The organism is Actinomycetospora sp. TBRC 11914, from assembly GCF_012933465.1.
Taxonomy (GTDB): Bacteria; Actinomycetota; Actinomycetes; order Mycobacteriales; family Pseudonocardiaceae; genus Actinomycetospora.
Genome location: NZ_JABBND010000006.1, coordinates 68092 through 83809 on the forward strand (window position 1 = coordinate 68092; position 15718 = coordinate 83809).

The following is a 15718-nucleotide window of genomic DNA, read 5'->3' on the forward strand; positions in this document are numbered from 1 at the left end:
CCCACTCGACCAGCACCGGGCCCAGCCACACCCCCGAGTGGGCTCCCAGGGCTGCCGGGACAGCCACCCCGGCCCACTCGACCGGCACCGGGCCCAGCCACACCCCCGAGTGGGCCCCCACGGCTCCCGCCACAGCCACCCCGGCCCACTCGACCGGCACTGGGCCCAGCCGCAGCTCCCGAGTGGGCCCCCACGGCTCCCGCCACAGCCACCCCGGCCCACTCGACCGGCACCGGACCCAGCCACACCCCCGAGTGGGCCCCCACGGCTCCCGCCACAGCCACCCCGGCCCACTCGACCAGCACCGGACCCAGCCACACCCCCGAGTGGGCCCCCACGGCTCCCGCCACAGCCACCCCGGCCCACTCGACCAGCACCGGACCCAGCCACACCCCCGAGTGGGCCCCACGGCTCCCGCCACAGCCACCCCGGCCCACTCGACCAGCACCGGGCCCAGCCGCCGCTCCCGAGTGGGCTCCCACGGCTCCCGCGGCAACCACCCCGGTCCACTCGATCGGTCGGGTGCCGCTCGCGAGCCCGGGGAGCTCGATCAGCTCCGGGTCCGCGACCCCGCGACGCGGCGGCCCACCGGACGGACGGTGACCGTACGACGGCGGGCGCGCGCAGCGGCGGACGCCGACGAGCGGGCCGGCCGGGGCGACGTCGCCGAGGCGGCCGGCTCGGCGGGCTCCGCCTCGACCGGTTCCGCGGGTCCGTCGGTGGGCTCCGGGACCTCCGGCCGGCGGGACTCCGGCGCGGGGGGCGCCGGGACCGACGTCACCGGAGCCAGCGTGGCGCGTGCGGGGGCGGCGGGACGCGGGAGGTCGGCGTAGGCCGGACGCTTCAGGACATCGGTGTCGGCGCTGTCCGGGTCGGGTGTCGGCGCCTCGCCGCCGGGCGTGGTCGCGACAGTGGGCGCGGACCCGGCGCCGAGCACGGCGGCGGCAGGGGCAGCCGGCGCGGGGGACCGTGCCGGGCGCGGGCGTGGCATCGGCCGCGGGCCCGTCGGCACCGAGGTCGCTGCCGGGGACGGGTCAGCCGCTGACGGAACAGCCCCTGTCGAGCGCGCCGCGACCCGAGCAGCCGGGGCCGGGACAGCCGGGGACGGAGCAGCCAGGGACGGAGCAGCCAGGGACGGAGCAGCCGGGCCAGCCGCCGGCGGGCCAGCCGGGGCCGGGCCAGCCGCCGGCGGGGCAGCCGGGGACGGGGCAGCCGCCGGCGGGGCAGCCGGGGACGGGGCAGCCGCCGGCGGGGCAGCCGGGGACGGGGCAGACGCGGGCGGGGCAGCAGCGTCGGCGATGCGAGCGGTCTCCGGCGCGGCCGCGTGACGGCCGGCCTCCGGGGCCTCCGGCCGCCGAGCCGCGTCGGGGACGATCGGCGACCGCCGCGCCGGCTCGGCAGGGGTGGCCGGGCGCCCGGCCGGGCGGGCCGACCCCGGTGACCGGCGCGCGGGCTCGGAGGCACCCATCTCGACCACCGGATCCACGGTCCGTCGAGGAGCCGGCGCGGGCGGCGTCGAGGGCCGGGGCGCCGGCGCCGGCGCCGGCTCCTTGGCCCGCGGCGTGGCCCCGGAGCTCCCCCGCCACCAGGTCCGGCTGCGGCGGGCGGACCACGTGTTCGCCCCCGCCACGAGCATGACCATCGCGGCGACGAGCGCCGACACCTCGTCGCCGGCCACGAGCAGGGCGATCAGCGCGAGGAGCGCCGCCACGGCGACGAGCGCGGCCGCCAGCATCGTCGACGTCGCCGCCTTCGAGGACTCGTGGGCGGGGTACCAGGGCGCCGGTTCCCCACGCCCCGGACTCGTCGTCGTCATCCTCGCTCCCGCCTCGCGGAGCGCCCGCGCGGCGCCACCTGCCAAGCGCAACGGGCGGGCGGCGCGCCGGTGACGGTCCGACGCACGGAGGCGCGCCGATCCTTCCCCCGATCAGGGGGCGAGGCGTTCCATCCGGACCACCGCGACGCCCGCGGCGTCCACCTCACGACCGCGCTCGGCGTAACCGCGCCGCCGGTAGAGGGCCAGGTTCTCCGCGCTGTCCACCCCGGTGACGAGCCACGAGGTCGTGCCGGTGGGCAGCACCTCGTGCGCCGCGTCGATCAGGGCCGAGCCGATGCCGCGGCCCTGGACGTCGGGAGCCACGGAGTAGCGCACGAAGGCCACCGGGTCAGGGCCGCCGACCCCGCGCAGGCGCGCCGACCCGACGAGCCGCGGGCCGAGCCACGCGGCGAAGCCGACGACGTCGGGCCGCCGCAGGTCCGCGGCGAGCTCCTCGACGGTCTCGACCAACGGCGGGATCTCGGTCGTGCGGTAGCGACGTCCTTCGGAGAGGTAGGCCGCGTACTGGACGGTCAGCGCCTCGCCGGCGTGCTCGGGGCGCAGCGGACCGACGGAGCAGTCGGGCGCGCCGGAGGGCACCGGCGCCCGGCTCACCCGACCTCGGCCATGACCTCGTCGGAGGCGTCGAAGTTCGAGTAGACGTTCTGCACGTCGTCGGAGTCCTCGAGCGCGTCGATGATCCGCAGCACCTTGCGGGCCCCGTCAGCGTCGACCTCGACGTTCATCGACGGGACGAAGGCCGCCTCCGCGGAGTCGTAGTCGATCCCGGCGTCCTGCAGCGCGGTCCGCACGGCGACGAGGTCTCCGGCCTCGCAGACGACCTCGAAGTTCTCGTCGTAGTCGTTGACCTCCTCGGCGCCGGCCTCGAGCACGGCGAGCAGGAGGTCGTCCTCGGTGATCTCGCCCGAGGCCTGCTCCTTGGGGACCAGGATGACGCCCTTGCGGTTGAACAGGTACGCGACGGAGCCCGGGTCGGCCATCGCCCCGCCGTTGCGGTTCATGGCGGTGCGGACCTCGCCGGCGGCGCGGTTCTTGTTGTCGGTGAGGCACTCGATGAGCACCGCGACGCCGCCGGGCGCGTAACCCTCGTAGGTGATCGCCTGGTAGTCGGCGCCCCCGGCCTCCGCGCCGGAGCCGCGCTTGACCGCCCGGTCGATGTTGTCGTTCGGCACCGACGTCTTCTTCGCCTTCTGGATGGCGTCGTAGAGCGTCGGGTTGGCCGCCGGGTCGCCGCCGCCGGTGCGGGCCGCGACCTCGATGTTCTTGATCAGCTTCGCGAACATCTTGCCGCGCTTGGCGTCGATGGCGGCCTTCTTGTGCTTCGTCGTCGCCCACTTGGAGTGGCCGCTCATGACTCTCCCGCCCTTCGTCCTCGCGCGCGTTGCCGTGCGGCGTCGGCGCACATCGGGGGCGTTCCGACGACGGCACGGGGCGCGACCCGACCTCCGGACGACCCGGGGCCGTCGCGCTCGCCTGCCTCGACCGTCCAGTCTACCGACGACGTCACAGCCGGTGGGACGCCGTGCCGCGACCGGTGTGACGCGGCCGCCGTTGCCCGCGGCAGCGCGACGTCCTAGCGTCTGGGTTCTCTATCGCAACCCAGGAGGTCCCCGCGTGAGCACCGACGTCGTCGTCCGCGAACGGTCGTACCGCTGGGAGGACCCGCGGGCGCTCGCCGCCCAGGCCCCGCAACGCAGCGGTCTGGCGTTCCTCGAGGCCATGCGCGACGGCGAGCTGCCGCCCCCGCCGATCATGGCGACGATCGGGGCCGCGGTGGAGTCCGTCGATGAGGGCCGCGTGGTGTTCACGCTCGAGCCCGCCGAGTACCACTACAACCCGATCGGTTCGGTGCACGGCGGTGTCTACGCGACGCTGCTCGACTCCTCCTGCGGGTGCGCGGTGCAGTCGACGCTGCCCGCGGGCGTCGGCTACACGAGCATCGACCTCTCGGTGCGCTTCCTGCGCCCGATGACCGCCGACACCGGCCTGGTGCACTGCGAGGGCGTCGTCGTGTCGGCCGGCCGACGGACCGCGCTCGCGCGGGCGTCGATCACCGACGCGGCCGGGCGCCTGCTCGGCGAGGCGACGTCGAGCTGCCTGATCATCCGGCCCTAGCCGGCGGGAACCGCCTCCGCCCGGCGTCGGGACCCCGGCCCGGGCACCGTCCGGACCCGGTCGCGCGGGCCGAGCACGTGCCCGTCGGCACAGACCTCCTGCACCGTCACCGGGGCGCCGCACTCGTGCTCGACGACGGCGGGCGGCCCGGCCGGGCCGGCGTGGTGCCGGTCGCCGTAGGCCATCAGGGCGATGAGGACTGTCCGCAGGTCGCGGCCCGCCGTCGTCGGGCGGTACTCGCGCCGCGCCCGACGCCCCGGCTCGCGGTACTCGCGGGTCTCGACGAGGCCCGCGTCGACCAGCGTAGTCAGGCGGCGGGTGAGGACGTTGCGCGCGATGCCGAGGTGGTCGACCAGCTCGTCGAAGCGGCGGATCCCGTTGAGGAGGTCGCGCAGCACCAGCACGGTCCACGGCTCGCCGATCACGGCCATGGTGCGGGCGATCGAGCAGGCGCCGGAGTCGAGCTCGCGCCAGGCGGGGGTGCTCGTCTCGCTCATCCGACCACGATACCTGGGTGGCCGCGCGCCACCCAGCCGTCGCGCTACGCCGCGTACTCGCGGACGCGGCGCAGGAACAGGTCGTGCAGGCGGGCGTCGCCGGTCTGCTCGGGGTGGAAGGCGGTCGCCATCACCGGGCCCTGGCGGACCGCGACGACCTTGCCGGACGCCGCTCCCCCGACGCTGGACGGGACGCGCGCGATCACGTCGACCCCCCGCCCGACCGACTCGACCCACGGCGCCCGGATGAACACCGCGCGGACCGGGCCGCCCCCGACGCCGGTCACCGACAGGTCGGTCTCGAACGACTGCACCTGCCGGCCGAAGGCGTTGCGGCGCACGACGATGTCCAGGGCGCCGAGCTGGTGCTGGTCGGGCCGGGCATCGATGGCCTCGCGCGCGAGCAGGATCATCCCGGCGCAGGACCCGAACGCGGGCATCCCGGCGGCGAGCCGCTCACGCAACGGCTCGAGCAGGTCGAAGGCCACCAGGAGCTTCGAGAGCGTGGTGGACTCGCCGCCGGGCAGCACGAGCCCGGAGACCTCCGCGAGCTCGCCCGGCCGGCGCACCGGCCGGGGGTCGGCCCCGCACGCGCCCAGCGCGTCGAGGTGCTCGGCGACGTTGCCCTGGAGGGCGAGGACTCCCACCGGGGGCCCGGCGGCGGTCATGGCTGCTCCGTCCCGCGGGCCGCCCCTGTCAGGTGGCCGGCCCGGCTCACTCGTTCAACGTGCTGCCCGGGAACCGGGCCCGGTACTCGTCGAGGTGCTGGCTGGCGCACATGCGCTGTTCCTGCTGGCCCGTGGCCTGCGCCATGCACTGGTCGAGGGTCATCCCCTCCCCGAAGGTACCGACCCCGAGCAGGGCGGGGACGACGATCGCCAGACCCCACACCAGCCCGACCAGCCCGAGGACGAGCCCGACGAGGGCGGCGCCGCCGGAGCGGTCCGGATCGTGGAACGCCTTGCGGGCGCCGATGAAGCCGACGACCACGGCGGCGAGGCCGACCACGATCCCCACCCAGCCGAACAGCCAGGCGGTGCCTGCCGCGATGACCCCCAGCACCAGGGCCGGGGTGCCCCAGCCTTCGAGGCCGCGACTCGGCGTGGAGCCGGCGGCGGCGCCGTCACCCGCGTCCGCGGGGCGGGAGGTCGTCATGGCGCCCGATGGTGCCAGGTCGCTCCCGGGGCCCGTCAGGTGGAGGCGTTCGGGAACCGCTGGTTGAACTCGGTGATGTGCTGGGACTTGCACATGTGCATCTGGAAGGCCCCTTTGGCCTGCTGGAGGCACTGGTCGAGGGTGAGGCCGTCGCCGAAGTTGCCGGTGCCGAAGAGCGTGGGCCAGACGACGACCGCACCGATCACCAGCCCGATCGCGCCGAGCACGAGCCCACCGAGGGACCGGGCACCGTCGGTCGCGAGACCCTTCCAGGCCCGCCGCGCCCCGAGGTAGCCCGCGGCGACACCGAAGAGCCCGAGCACCACCCCGGCCCAGCCGGTCCAGCAGGTCCCCGCGGCCAGCAGCCCCAGGACCAGCGCGGGGGTGCCCATGCCGTAGCGGCGCTCGGAGCCGGACCCGGCCTCGTCGTCGGGATCCTCGGGAGCGTCCGCGCGGCCGGCGTCGGGCGCAGTCCGGACCGGGGCGTCGGGACCGGTCGGCGAGCCCGTCGCCGCGGCCACCGCCGCCGCGGCGGCATGCCCGGCGCGACCGCGGGGGGCGGGGGCGGGGCGTCCGGCCGGTGCCCCCGGCGGGTCGACCCGGGGCAGGACCTCGGTCTCCGCGTCCACCGGGCCGGGGCCGGGCTGCGGCCGCGCAGGGCCGCCGGGACCTCCCGGCGGGCGTCCGGGCCCCGGACGCGGGACCACGCGGGCGCGGCGTGCGCCCTCGCTCGGCTCCCCGGTCATCGTCGCGATCCTCCCACCCCGGTCGTCAGGCGGATGTGCAGGCCTCACCAGCCGCGGCTCGCCAGCTTCTCGGCCTCGGGCATGTCGGACGTCGTGCGCCCGACCATCGCCTCGCCCAGCCCGGCGGACACCTTGGCGATGACGTCCGGGTCGTCGTGGAAGGTGGTGGCCTTGACGATGGCCTCGGCGCGCCGCGCCGGGTCGCCCGACTTGAAGATGCCGGAACCGACGAAGACGCCCTCGGCGCCGAGCTGCATCATCATCGCCGCGTCGGCCGGGGTGGCGATCCCGCCCGCGGTGAACAGCACGACCGGCAGCTTCCCGGTCTCGGCGATCTCCGTGACGATCGGCAGCGGGGCCCGGAGGTCCTTCGCCGCGGCGTAGAGCTCCTGGGTGTCCATCCGCGAGAGCCGGCGGACGTCGGCGCGGATGGCCCGCATGTGGCGGGTGGCCTCGACGACGTTGCCGGTGCCGGCCTCGCCCTTCGACCGGATCATCGCGGCGCCCTCGCCGATGCGGCGCAGCGCCTCGCCGAGGTTGGTCGCGCCGCAGACGAACGGCACGGTGAACGCCCACTTGTCGATGTGGTGCGCCTCGTCGGCCGGGGTGAGGACCTCGGACTCGTCGACGTAGTCCACGCCGAGCGACTGCAGCACCTGGGCCTCGACGAAGTGGCCGATGCGGGCCTTGGCCATCACCGGGATCGACACCGCGTCGACGATCCCCGTGATCATGTCGGGGTCGGACATGCGGGCGACGCCGCCGTCGGCGCGGATGTCGGCGGGCACGCGCTCGAGCGCCATGACGGCCACCGCGCCGGCGTCCTCGGCGATCCTCGCCTGCTCCGGCGTGACCACGTCCATGATCACGCCGCCCTTGAGCATGTCGGCGAGACCGCGCTTGACGCCCCGGGCTTCGGCGGCGGGGGTCGGGTCGGGGCGGGTCACAGCGGGTCCTCCATCGGGCACGGCAGTGGAACGCCCCCGATGCTAGACGCGCCCCCCGACGTCGTCAGGCGGCCGGGACGCAGCCCACGTCACGGCCGTACGAACGATCTCGACGAAGCGGATTTCCTGCCACTGGATGCAAGCAACGACGCTCCGCTTGCACCGGGACGGGGCCCCTACTGGATCGGCACCGGCGGGTTCAGCGGCGCCAACGACCCCGGGTCGCCCAGCAGCTCGGCGAGCTGGCGGGGGTAGACGACGTCGACGGTGGCCGCGAGCTCGGTCCGGGTCCACCACCGGTGGCGACGCACCGTGCGACGCTCCTGCTCGGTGAAGCCGGAGACGTCGACGTCGGGCGCGGGGTCGACGTGGAGCAGGAAGAACACCTCGCGCGCGGCGTAGGTGACGCCGTCGTGGTCGAACAGGACGTCGCGCACCCACACGGGCCCGGCGAGCTCCCCGACCCCGGGCTTGCCCTCGGCCATCCCGGTCTCCTCGGTCAGCTCGCGCCACGCGGCCTCGGCCGCCTCCTCGCCGGGCTCGATCCCGCCGCCCGGGGCGAACCAGAACGCCTCGGACGGGCGCGCGGGGTCGACGCCCTCGAACAGCAGCACCCGGTCGTCCGCGTCGAGCACGACCACCCGCGCGGCGTCGCGGGCCACGGCCACGTCGAACCGGTCCGGACCGGGCCCCTCCCCCACCTCGGCGATCTCGAAGTAGCGCGGCCACGGCGCCGTCCCGGCCAGGTGGAGCACCCGCACCATCCGCCGGCCCCGCAGCGCGCGGGTGTCGCGGACCGCGTCGTTGTGGACCCGCCGGGCGACCACCACCCGCGCGTCGGCGTCGGCCAGCTCGGCCGACAGGTCCGGGGGCAGCAGGTCGGTGTCGAGCCGGCCGCGCTGCTCGACGAGGTCGTTCTCGGCGGCCTCCCGGGCCTCCGCGCCCTCGGCCGCCTCGGCGGCGCGGGCGGCGGCCCGCAGGGCGCGGCGGTCGGTCGGCGAGAGCGCCGAGGGCGGGGCGCTGGCCGCGACCGCCCGGAGCACCGCGGCGCGGCGGTCGAGGGCTTCGACGAGCCCGTGGCGGGCCGCGTCGACCCGCACGTGGAGACGGTCGAGCCGGCGGGCCCGCGCGATCATCACGGTGGCGGTCCAGAGGAGCACCACGACGACGAGGGCGACGAGGAGCACGACGAGCCAGCCGCCCGGGCCGAACAGGTTCACGACGACGACGGTAGGCGCCCGGGGGCGGCGTCGGCCGGGCGCGGACCGTCCCGCGCGCCGACACGACCGCGGTCCGAGCCGAGGTGTCCGCCGACGCCCGCGACGGCCACCGCGGCGTCCTCCCGCGCCGCGACCTGCCGGGGATCCGCGGCGACCGCCACCTCGTAGACGCGCAGGACCGCCGCGGCCACGCTCGACCAGTCGAACGCGGCCACCCGGGACCGCCCGGCGTGCGCCAGGGCCGCTCGGCGTGCGGGGTCGGCGAGCAGGGCGCCCAGACCCCGCGACCACGCCGCGGCGTCCTCGGGCGGGAGGAGGAGCCCCGCGACGGCGCCGGAGTCGGGGTCGGTGAGCACCCGCCGGAACGCCTCGAGGTCGCTGGCGACGACGGGCGTGCCCGCGGCCATGCCCTCGGCGAGGACGATGCCGAAGCTCTCGCCGCCGGTGTTCGGGGTGGCGAGGACGTCCATCGCGCCGAGCGCGCGGGCCTTGGTGGCCTCGTCGACGGCGCCGAGGACGTCCACCCGGCCGGTGAGCACGGCGGGCAGCCGGTGGCGCAGCTCGGCGACGTCGCCGCGCCCCACCACCAGCAGCCGCACGTCCTGGCGCTCCGCCAGCGGCACCAGCGCCTCGAGCAGGGTGGCCATGCCCTTGCGGGGCTCGTCGAACCGGCCGAGGAACCCGACCGTCGTGCATCCCTCCGGGCGCGGGATCGGATCCGCCGCCCCGGCGGCCAGGGCGGCGACGTCGACCCCGTTGGGGATCTCGACGGCGTCCCCGCCCAGGTGCTCGACGTAGACCTGGCGGGCCAGCGGGGAGACCGCGATCCGGGCGGTGACCCGCTCGAGCAGCGGGCGGAGCACCGGCTGGAACGCGATCATCGTCCGCGACCGCGGCGTCGAGGTGTGGAAGGTCGCGACGACGGGTCCGTCGGCGACGGCGAGCGCGAGCATCGACAGGCTGGGCGCGGTCGGCTCGTGCAGGTGCAGCACGTCGAACGCGCCGGCCCGCAGCCAGCGCCGGACCCGGTGCATCGAGACCGGGCCGAACGTCAGCCGCGCGACCGAGCCGTTGTAGGGGATCCCGACCGCGCGGCCCGCCCGGGTGACGAAGTCCGGCACCGGGGTGGACTCGCTCGCCGGGGCGAGGACGTCGACGTGGTGCCCGAGGCGCACCAACGCGCGGGCGAGGTCCAGGACGTGCGCCTGGACCCCGCCCGCGACGTCGAGCGAGTACGGGCAGACGAGGCCGACGCGCATGGGGGACAGAGTCCCATGTGAACGGATGTGGTCGTCCGGGCGACCACATCCGTTCACATGGCCGAAGGCCTAGGCGACCATCTCCTCCAGCTCCTTGCCCTTGGTCTCCTTCACGGCTCTCAGGACGAAGACCAGCGAGAGCAGCGCGAAGAAGGTGTAGAGCCCGTAGGCGAGGGTCAGCCCGACACTGGCCAGCGCCTGGAACGTCACGGTGATCAGGAAGTTCGCGATCCACTGCGCGGCGGCCGCGACGGCGAGGGCGGCGGCACGCAGGTAGTTCGGGAACATCTCACCGAGCAGGACCCAGACGACCGGGCCCCACGTGATCGCGAAGGACACGACGAACAGGTTCGCCGCGACCAGGGCGATCGGCCCCCAGACCCCCGGCAGCGCGACGGTCGACTTGCCGCTCTGGCTCACCGCCGGCACCGCCTGCGAGAAGGCGATCGCCATGATGCCGAGCGTGATCGTCATGCCGATCGAGCCGCCGATGAGCATCGGACGTCTGCCGACCTTGTCGACGATGAGGATCGCCACGATCGTCGACAGCACGTTGATCAGACCGTTGATCACCGAGGCCGTGAACGAGTCGGACTCGGAGAAGCCGACGGCCTGCCACAGCGTCGTCGAATAGTAGAAGATCACGTTGATGCCGACGAACTGCTGGAAGACCGACAGCAGGATGCCGACCCACACGATCGGTTTCAGGCCGAAGCGATCGCCGCGGAGGTCACGCAGCGACGGCTTCTCCTCGCGGCGCAGCGTGTCCGCGATCTCGTCGACCTTCGCCTTGGTCGCCGTGGCCGTCCGGCCGGGCTCCACCGTCTGCAGGACCTCACCGGCCCGGCTCAGGTCGCCGCGGGCCACCAGGTAGCGCGGCGACTCCGGGATGCGCAGGGCGAGGATCGCGTAGATGACCGACGGGATGATCCCGACGATGAACATCCAGCGCCACGCCTCCAGCCCGAGCCAGAAGGTGTTGGCGGCGCCGCCCGCCACCCCGGCCAGCAGGGCGTCGGAGAGCAGGGCGATGAAGATGCCGAGCACGATGGCCATCTGCTGCAGCGAGGCGAGCCGCCCGCGGATGTGGGCCGGGGCGATCTCGGCGATGTAGGCCGGGGCGATCACCGAGGCGATGCCGATGCCGACGCCGGCGAGGATGCGCCAGATGATGAGGTCCCAGACCGCGAACGCGAGGCCGGCCCCGATCGAGCTGATCGCGAACAGCGCCGCCGCGATCAGCATGACCCGGACACGGCCGTAGCGGTCGGCCGCCGGCCCGGCGAACCACGCGCCGACCGCCGAGCCGAGCAAGGCGCAGGCCACCGCGAAGCCGGACAGCAGCGGGCTGTTCGTCAGGTTGAAGTTGCTGTTCAGGGCGTCGACGGCGCCGTTGATGACGCTGGAGTCGAAGCCGAACAGGAACCCGCCGACTGCGGCCACGATCGAGATCAGGATCGCCTTGGCCGACGTCGTCGGTCTGGCGCCGGTACCGCCGGCGCCGGCGGCCGGGTCGGATGACCCGGCGGGTGAATCGGTGGTCATGACGCCCTCCCCGGGACGGCAGTGTCGGAATGCGTACGTGCCAGGTCGGCGGCGCCGACCATCCCGGCCTCCCAGCCGAGCTCGGCGAGGCGCACCTCGGCCACGGGACGGTGCCCGCGCCCGGTGAGGTTGCCCCGGAAGACGTCCTCGACCCGGGAGCGCAGCACCTCCCCCGCCGCGGAGACGCCGCCACCGATGACGAACAGCGAGGGGTCGAGCACGGCGGCGAGCTGCGCCAGTCCGAGTCCGATCCACCGCCCGATCTCGTCGAAGCAGTGCAGGGCGCCCACGTCGCCGCGCTGCGCGGCGGCCGTGACCATCTCCCCCGAGATCCCGTCCGGGTCGCCGCCGGCGTCGGCGAGGAGCCCGGCCGCGAACGCGGGCGAGTGACGGGCGATCTCGCGGGCCTCGGTGACCAGCGCGCGCCCGGAGCCGTACTGCTCCCAGCACCCCTGCAGCCCGCACCCGCAGCGCCGGCCGTAGGGGACCATCGTGATGTGGCCGATCTCGCTGGCCACCCCGTACCCGCCGCGCAGCAGCCGCCCGCCGACGACGAGGCCGCCCCCGACGCCGGTGCCGATCGTGATGGCGGCCAGGTCGTCGTGGTCGCGGCCCGCGCCGAAGCGCGACTCGGCCCACGCCGCGGCGTTGGCGTCGTTCTCGACGACGACCGGCAGCCCGAGCTGCGCGGTCAGCGACGCGCGGAGGTCCTCGTCGCGCCAGGCGAGGTTGGGCGCGAACATGACCGTCGAGCGCCCGGCGTCGACGAAGCCCGCCGCGCCGATCCCGACCGCCGCGACCTCGTGGGTCACGGCGAGCTCGCGCACCGCGTCGGCGATGCCCGAGAGCACCCCGGAGGTGCTCTGGGCCGGGGTCTCCCGGCGGGTGTGCGCGAGCAGCTTCCCGGTCCCGTCGACCACCCCGGCGGCGATCTTGGTGCCGCCGACGTCGACCCCGACGGTCAGGGCGTCGGTGGGAATCGCGTCTGTACTCATGGCCGGCTCACGTCGTCGCGAGCCGGTGGGAGGACAGGGCGGCGACGTCGATGGTGCCCATGTCGGTCACGACGATGTCCGCGCCCTCGGCCGCGAGGGCGTCGACGTCGTCGGCCCGCGAGACCCCGATGGCGCCGAACTCCCCGGCCTTGGCGGCCTGGATGCCGTTGGTCGCGTCCTCGGCGACGAACGCGTCGTGCGGGTCGACCCCGAGCTCCTTGGCCGCCGTCAGGAAGATCTCCGGGTGCGGCTTGCCCTGGGCGAAGTCGCGCCCGGAGACGTCGACGTCGAACGCCTCGTGCAGGTTCCCAGAGCCGCCGTACTTGCCGAGGTCCACCCGCTCGAGGAACAGCTTCGCGTTCTTCGACGACGAGGCCGCCGCGACCGGGATGCCCGCGTTCTTCACCGCGAGGACGAAGCGCACGGCGTCGTCGTACGCCGAGAACTTCCCGTCGGTGATCAGCCGGATGATCATCTCCTGCTTGTGCTCGCCGTACTCGGTGACCCGGCGGTCGAGGTCGGGCACGCCGAAGTACTCCAGCGCCGCGGTGGCGCCGGCCTTGCGCGGCTTGCCCGACATCCGCTGGTGGTAGAGCTCGGGGGTGAACGCCTCCGGGGTCCACGTCGTCTGCGCGCGGATGTCGGACCAGGGGCCCTCCATCAGCTCCTGCAGCGACTGCCGCCACGCCTCCTCGTGCGGGGAGTCGACGAGCACCCCGTCGACGTCGAAGATCGCGCCCCTGAAGCCCCCGCTGACGTCCTGGCTGCTCACTGCTCGCTCCTCCCGTTGTGCCCGATCAGCACCTGCCCGTCGTCGTGCCCGGACGGACCCGTCGGCGCCGGGATGTCCGCGGCGTCCTCCGCCAGCCGCACCGACGCCCGGTCCCCGGCCCCCATCTCGCGCACCTCGCCCCCGATGCCGACCTTCACCGGGTGCGAGAACCCCTCGGTGGCGACCTCGACGACGAGCTCGCCGTCGGCCACCGAGACCTGGAGGCTCGTGCCCTGGAAGACCATCGAGTAGCGCAGGCCGTCGAGCCGGGTGGTCAGCCGCGGCGCGAAGTACAGGACCCCGTCGTGGACGCTGCACCCCACGTAGGCGCGCTGCAGGAGGTCGAGCGTGCCCGACATGACACCCATGTGGATGCCCTCCTTGGTGGTGCCGCCCTGGACGTCGCCGACGTCGGACTCCAGCGCGACCAGGAACCGCTCCCACGAGCTGGCCGGGTCGATCCCGGCGAGCACCGCGGCGTGCGCGACCAGCGACAGCGTCGAGCCGTGCGAGGTGCGCCGGTCGTAGTAGTCGATGGTCCGGCGGGCCAGCTCGGGGTCGCCCGCGATGTCGTCGTAGCCCAGCCGGCCGAGGATCTCGCGCAGCTCGTCGGCGGAGAAGAGGAAGAACAGCATCACCGCGTCGGCCTGCTTGGCGACCTTGTAGCGGTCCGGGTCCGAGCCCTCGGCCTTGAGGATGCGGTCCATGCGCTGGATGTTGGTGTGCTTGGCCCGGTAGGCGTCCCAGTCCAGCTCCTCGAGCTTCTCGTAGCCCTCGAACTGGCTGACGACGCGGCTCCCGTCGGGCGTCGCGTGCGTGGGCACGTACATCAGGCGGGCCATCTCGCCCCAGCGCTCGACCTCGGCGTCGGTGATGCCCAGCCGGGTGCGCAGGGCGCGCCGCCGGCTGGTCGGCAGCATCGCGAGCACCCGGGGCGCCGTCGAGCAGATCCAGGCGACCATCACGTTGGTGTAGGCGTTGTTGCGCAGCCCGCCCTCGGTGGCGCCGGGGTAGGCCTCGTGGAACTCGTCGGGGCCCATCACGCCGTGGATCTCGTAGCGCCCGGTCTGCGGGTTGCGGTGCGCGATCGAGGCCCAGAAGCGGGCGATCTCGAGCATCAGCTCGGCGCCGTAGTCGCGCAGGAACTCCAGGTCGTCGGTGGCCTGGTAGTACTGCCAGACGTTGTAGAAGATCGCCGCGTTGACGTGGCGCTGGTTGTGCGAGTGGTCGGGGTCCCACTGGCCCGAGAGCGGGTTGAGGTGGACCACCTGGGTCTCCTCGGTGCCGTCGGACCCGGACTGCCACGGGAACATCGCGCCCGAGTAGCCCGCCTCCGCCGCCGCGGCCCGCGCCTCGGCGAGCCGGCGGTAGCGGTACATGAGCAGACCGCGGGTGACTTCGGGCAGCCGGAAGTCCAGGAACGGGTAGACGTAGAGCTCGTCCCAGAACACGTGGCCGCGGTAGGCCTCGCCGTTGAGACCCCGGGCGGGGACGCCCGCGTCGTGCCGCGCGGTGTGCCGCGAGCACACCTGCAGGATGTGCGCGGTGTGGAAGCGCAGCAGCAGCTGCACGCGGGGCTCCGACGGCAGGTCGATCGCCGCGACGTCCCAGAGCTCGGTCCAGGCCGACTCGTGCTCGGCGAAGGCCTCGGCGAAGTCCGGGTAGCGCTCGACGTGGCGGCCGGCCGCGGTGAGCGTCTCGGTGATCGCGTTGTCGTGGCTGGTGAAGAACGAGACCAGCTTCTCGACCTTGATCGACTCGCCCTCGTGGGCCTCGAGGTCGAGGACCTGCTGGATGTAGTCGTTCATCTGGTGCAACGTGCGCTTCGGCTCGACGGCCTGCCACGAGCGGCCGCGGCTGCGGGCCACCCGGGTGCGGGCGGCCTCGGAGATGTAGAGGTTCGACTGCCGGGTGCGCACCTTCAGCGCGATGATCTCGGGCCCGAACGTGCGCGGGGTGACCGGGTCGAGGTGGCGCCCCTCGAGGTCGCGGTAGCGGGCCACCATGTTGTTGTCGACGCGGCCGTCGATCGCCGAGACGATCCCGACGTTGCCCGACCAGTTCTCCGGCGTGAGCACCCACTCGATCGCCGCCTGGTGGCTGTGGGCCATGGAGACGAAGCGCCGGCTGCGCAGCGTCGTCTCGCGCCCGGCGCGGTCGCGGAAGCGGAAGAGCCGGCTCAGGGTGGCGGTGCGGATGTCGTAGGTGTGGCGGTACTCGAGCACCTCGACGTTGTCGAGCGTGATCGCCTCCTCGCCCTCGATGCGCAGCATGAGGACGAGCCAGTTCGGCAGGTTGACGAGGTCCTCGTTGAGCACCGGCCGGCCGCCGAGGATCGTCGTCTCGCGGTTGTAGGCCCCGTGGGCGTAGGTGCCGGCGTAGTGCGCGGGCGGGTCGGTCTCCTCCCACTCCGCGGCGCCGCGCGTGCAGAAGTAGCCGTTCCCGGTGGAGGACAGCGCCTCGCGCAGGCCCTCCTCCTCCGGATCGACGCCTTCCCAGCTCAGCGTCCAGCCGTCACCGTCGGAACTGGTCTCGGTGAGGTCCTTCTCGGTCGCGGGACTGACCACCGCGGTCTCCTCGGGGGCTCGGTTCGGTCGGTGGGCAACGGGTGGGGCGGCGGGTCCGCGGGC

15 protein-coding genes are annotated in these 15718 nt (G+C 74.5%); 2 read left to right on the plus strand and 13 right to left on the minus strand.

All coding sequences use genetic code 11. The features are described from left to right. Positions 1 to 1403 precede the first annotated feature (1403 nt). Positions 1404 to 1889: a hypothetical protein gene (locus tag HH311_RS12160; protein WP_169183870.1), complete on the plus strand. Its 486-nt coding sequence runs from the start codon at positions 1404 to 1406 to the stop codon at positions 1887 to 1889. A 38-nt stretch (positions 1890 to 1927) separates the two neighbouring features. Here HH311_RS12160 and HH311_RS12165 read toward each other — a convergent pair whose 3' ends face one another. Both HH311_RS12165 and HH311_RS12170 read right to left on the minus strand, forming a co-directional pair. Next, positions 1928 to 2431 (minus strand): GNAT family N-acetyltransferase, encoded by a 504-nt coding sequence (locus HH311_RS12165; protein ID WP_169183930.1) that lies wholly within the window; start codon positions 2429 to 2431, stop codon positions 1928 to 1930. Beyond that, positions 2428 to 3189 (minus strand): YebC/PmpR family DNA-binding transcriptional regulator, encoded by a 762-nt coding sequence (locus tag HH311_RS12170; RefSeq protein ID WP_169183931.1) that lies wholly within the window; start codon positions 3187 to 3189, stop codon positions 2428 to 2430. The genes HH311_RS12165 and HH311_RS12170 overlap by 4 nt, the downstream gene beginning before the upstream one ends. A gap of 262 nt (positions 3190 to 3451) precedes the next feature. Between HH311_RS12170 and HH311_RS31705 the strand changes: the two genes are divergently transcribed. Continuing rightward, a complete protein-coding gene (locus tag HH311_RS31705; RefSeq protein ID WP_169183932.1) occupies positions 3452 to 3952 on the plus strand; it encodes a PaaI family thioesterase in 501 nt (166 codons plus the stop codon). Here the strand turns inward: HH311_RS31705 and HH311_RS12180 are convergent. The 11 genes from HH311_RS12180 to HH311_RS12230 form a co-directional block, all read right to left on the minus strand. Further along, positions 3949 to 4449: a helix-turn-helix domain-containing protein gene (locus tag HH311_RS12180; protein WP_169183933.1), complete on the minus strand. Its 501-nt coding sequence runs from the start codon at positions 4447 to 4449 to the stop codon at positions 3949 to 3951. The two genes, HH311_RS31705 and HH311_RS12180, sit on opposite strands and share 4 nt — an antisense overlap. 44 nt (positions 4450 to 4493) lie before the next feature. Beyond that, positions 4494 to 5117: a pyridoxal 5'-phosphate synthase glutaminase subunit PdxT gene (gene pdxT / locus HH311_RS12185; RefSeq protein WP_169183934.1), complete on the minus strand. Its 624-nt coding sequence runs from the start codon at positions 5115 to 5117 to the stop codon at positions 4494 to 4496. 46 nt (positions 5118 to 5163) lie between these two features. Then, the gene (locus HH311_RS12190; protein ID WP_169183935.1) at positions 5164 to 5604 is read right to left on the minus strand and encodes a hypothetical protein; all 441 of its coding nucleotides are present in this window, start codon (positions 5602 to 5604) and stop codon (positions 5164 to 5166) included. 35 nt (positions 5605 to 5639) lie between these two features. Continuing rightward, a complete protein-coding gene (locus tag HH311_RS32630; protein WP_169183936.1) occupies positions 5640 to 6350 on the minus strand; it encodes a hypothetical protein in 711 nt (236 codons plus the stop codon). Positions 6351 to 6394: 44 nt separating this feature from the next. After that, a complete protein-coding gene (gene pdxS, locus HH311_RS12200; protein ID WP_169183937.1) occupies positions 6395 to 7297 on the minus strand; it encodes a pyridoxal 5'-phosphate synthase lyase subunit PdxS in 903 nt (300 codons plus the stop codon). A gap of 176 nt (positions 7298 to 7473) precedes the next feature. Then, positions 7474 to 8517 (minus strand): NUDIX domain-containing protein, encoded by a 1044-nt coding sequence (locus HH311_RS12205; RefSeq protein ID WP_312030100.1) that lies wholly within the window; start codon positions 8515 to 8517, stop codon positions 7474 to 7476. Next, positions 8514 to 9776: a glycosyltransferase family 4 protein gene (locus HH311_RS12210; protein WP_169183938.1), complete on the minus strand. Its 1263-nt coding sequence runs from the start codon at positions 9774 to 9776 to the stop codon at positions 8514 to 8516. The genes HH311_RS12205 and HH311_RS12210 overlap by 4 nt, the downstream gene beginning before the upstream one ends. A gap of 69 nt (positions 9777 to 9845) precedes the next feature. After that, a complete protein-coding gene (locus HH311_RS12215; protein ID WP_169183939.1) occupies positions 9846 to 11321 on the minus strand; it encodes a sugar porter family MFS transporter in 1476 nt (491 codons plus the stop codon). Next, complete coding sequence (locus HH311_RS12220) at positions 11318 to 12316, minus strand: ROK family glucokinase (protein WP_169183940.1); 999 nt, start codon at positions 12314 to 12316, stop codon at positions 11318 to 11320. The genes HH311_RS12215 and HH311_RS12220 overlap by 4 nt, the downstream gene beginning before the upstream one ends. A 7-nt stretch (positions 12317 to 12323) precedes the next feature. Beyond that, positions 12324 to 13088 (minus strand): HAD family phosphatase, encoded by a 765-nt coding sequence (locus HH311_RS12225; RefSeq protein ID WP_169183941.1) that lies wholly within the window; start codon positions 13086 to 13088, stop codon positions 12324 to 12326. Further along, positions 13085 to 15655, minus strand: coding sequence for a glycosyl hydrolase family 65 protein (locus tag HH311_RS12230; protein WP_312030101.1), 2571 nt, complete (start codon positions 15653 to 15655; stop codon positions 13085 to 13087). Before HH311_RS12230 ends, HH311_RS12225 begins: the two co-directional genes overlap by 4 nt. Positions 15656 to 15718: the final 63 nt, after the last annotated feature.

Excerpts from the sequence above, each read along its gene's own strand:
- HH311_RS12170 (WP_169183931.1), bottom strand. The coding sequence starts at position 3,189 with ATGAGCGGCCACTCCAAGTGGGCGACGACGAAGCACAAGAAGGCCGCC.
- HH311_RS12180 (WP_169183933.1), bottom strand. The coding sequence starts at position 4,449 with ATGAGCGAGACGAGCACCCCCGCCTGGCGCGAGCTCGACTCCGGCGCC.
- pdxT (WP_169183934.1), bottom strand. The coding sequence starts at position 5,117 with ATGACCGCCGCCGGGCCCCCGGTGGGAGTCCTCGCCCTCCAGGGCAAC.
- HH311_RS12190 (WP_169183935.1), bottom strand. The coding sequence starts at position 5,604 with ATGACGACCTCCCGCCCCGCGGACGCGGGTGACGGCGCCGCCGCCGGC.
- HH311_RS32630 (WP_169183936.1), bottom strand. The coding sequence starts at position 6,350 with ATGACCGGGGAGCCGAGCGAGGGCGCACGCCGCGCCCGCGTGGTCCCG.
- HH311_RS12210 (WP_169183938.1), bottom strand. The coding sequence starts at position 9,776 with ATGCGCGTCGGCCTCGTCTGCCCGTACTCGCTCGACGTCGCGGGCGGG.
- HH311_RS12215 (WP_169183939.1), bottom strand. The coding sequence starts at position 11,321 with ATGACCACCGATTCACCCGCCGGGTCATCCGACCCGGCCGCCGGCGCC.
- HH311_RS12220 (WP_169183940.1), bottom strand. The coding sequence starts at position 12,316 with ATGAGTACAGACGCGATTCCCACCGACGCCCTGACCGTCGGGGTCGAC.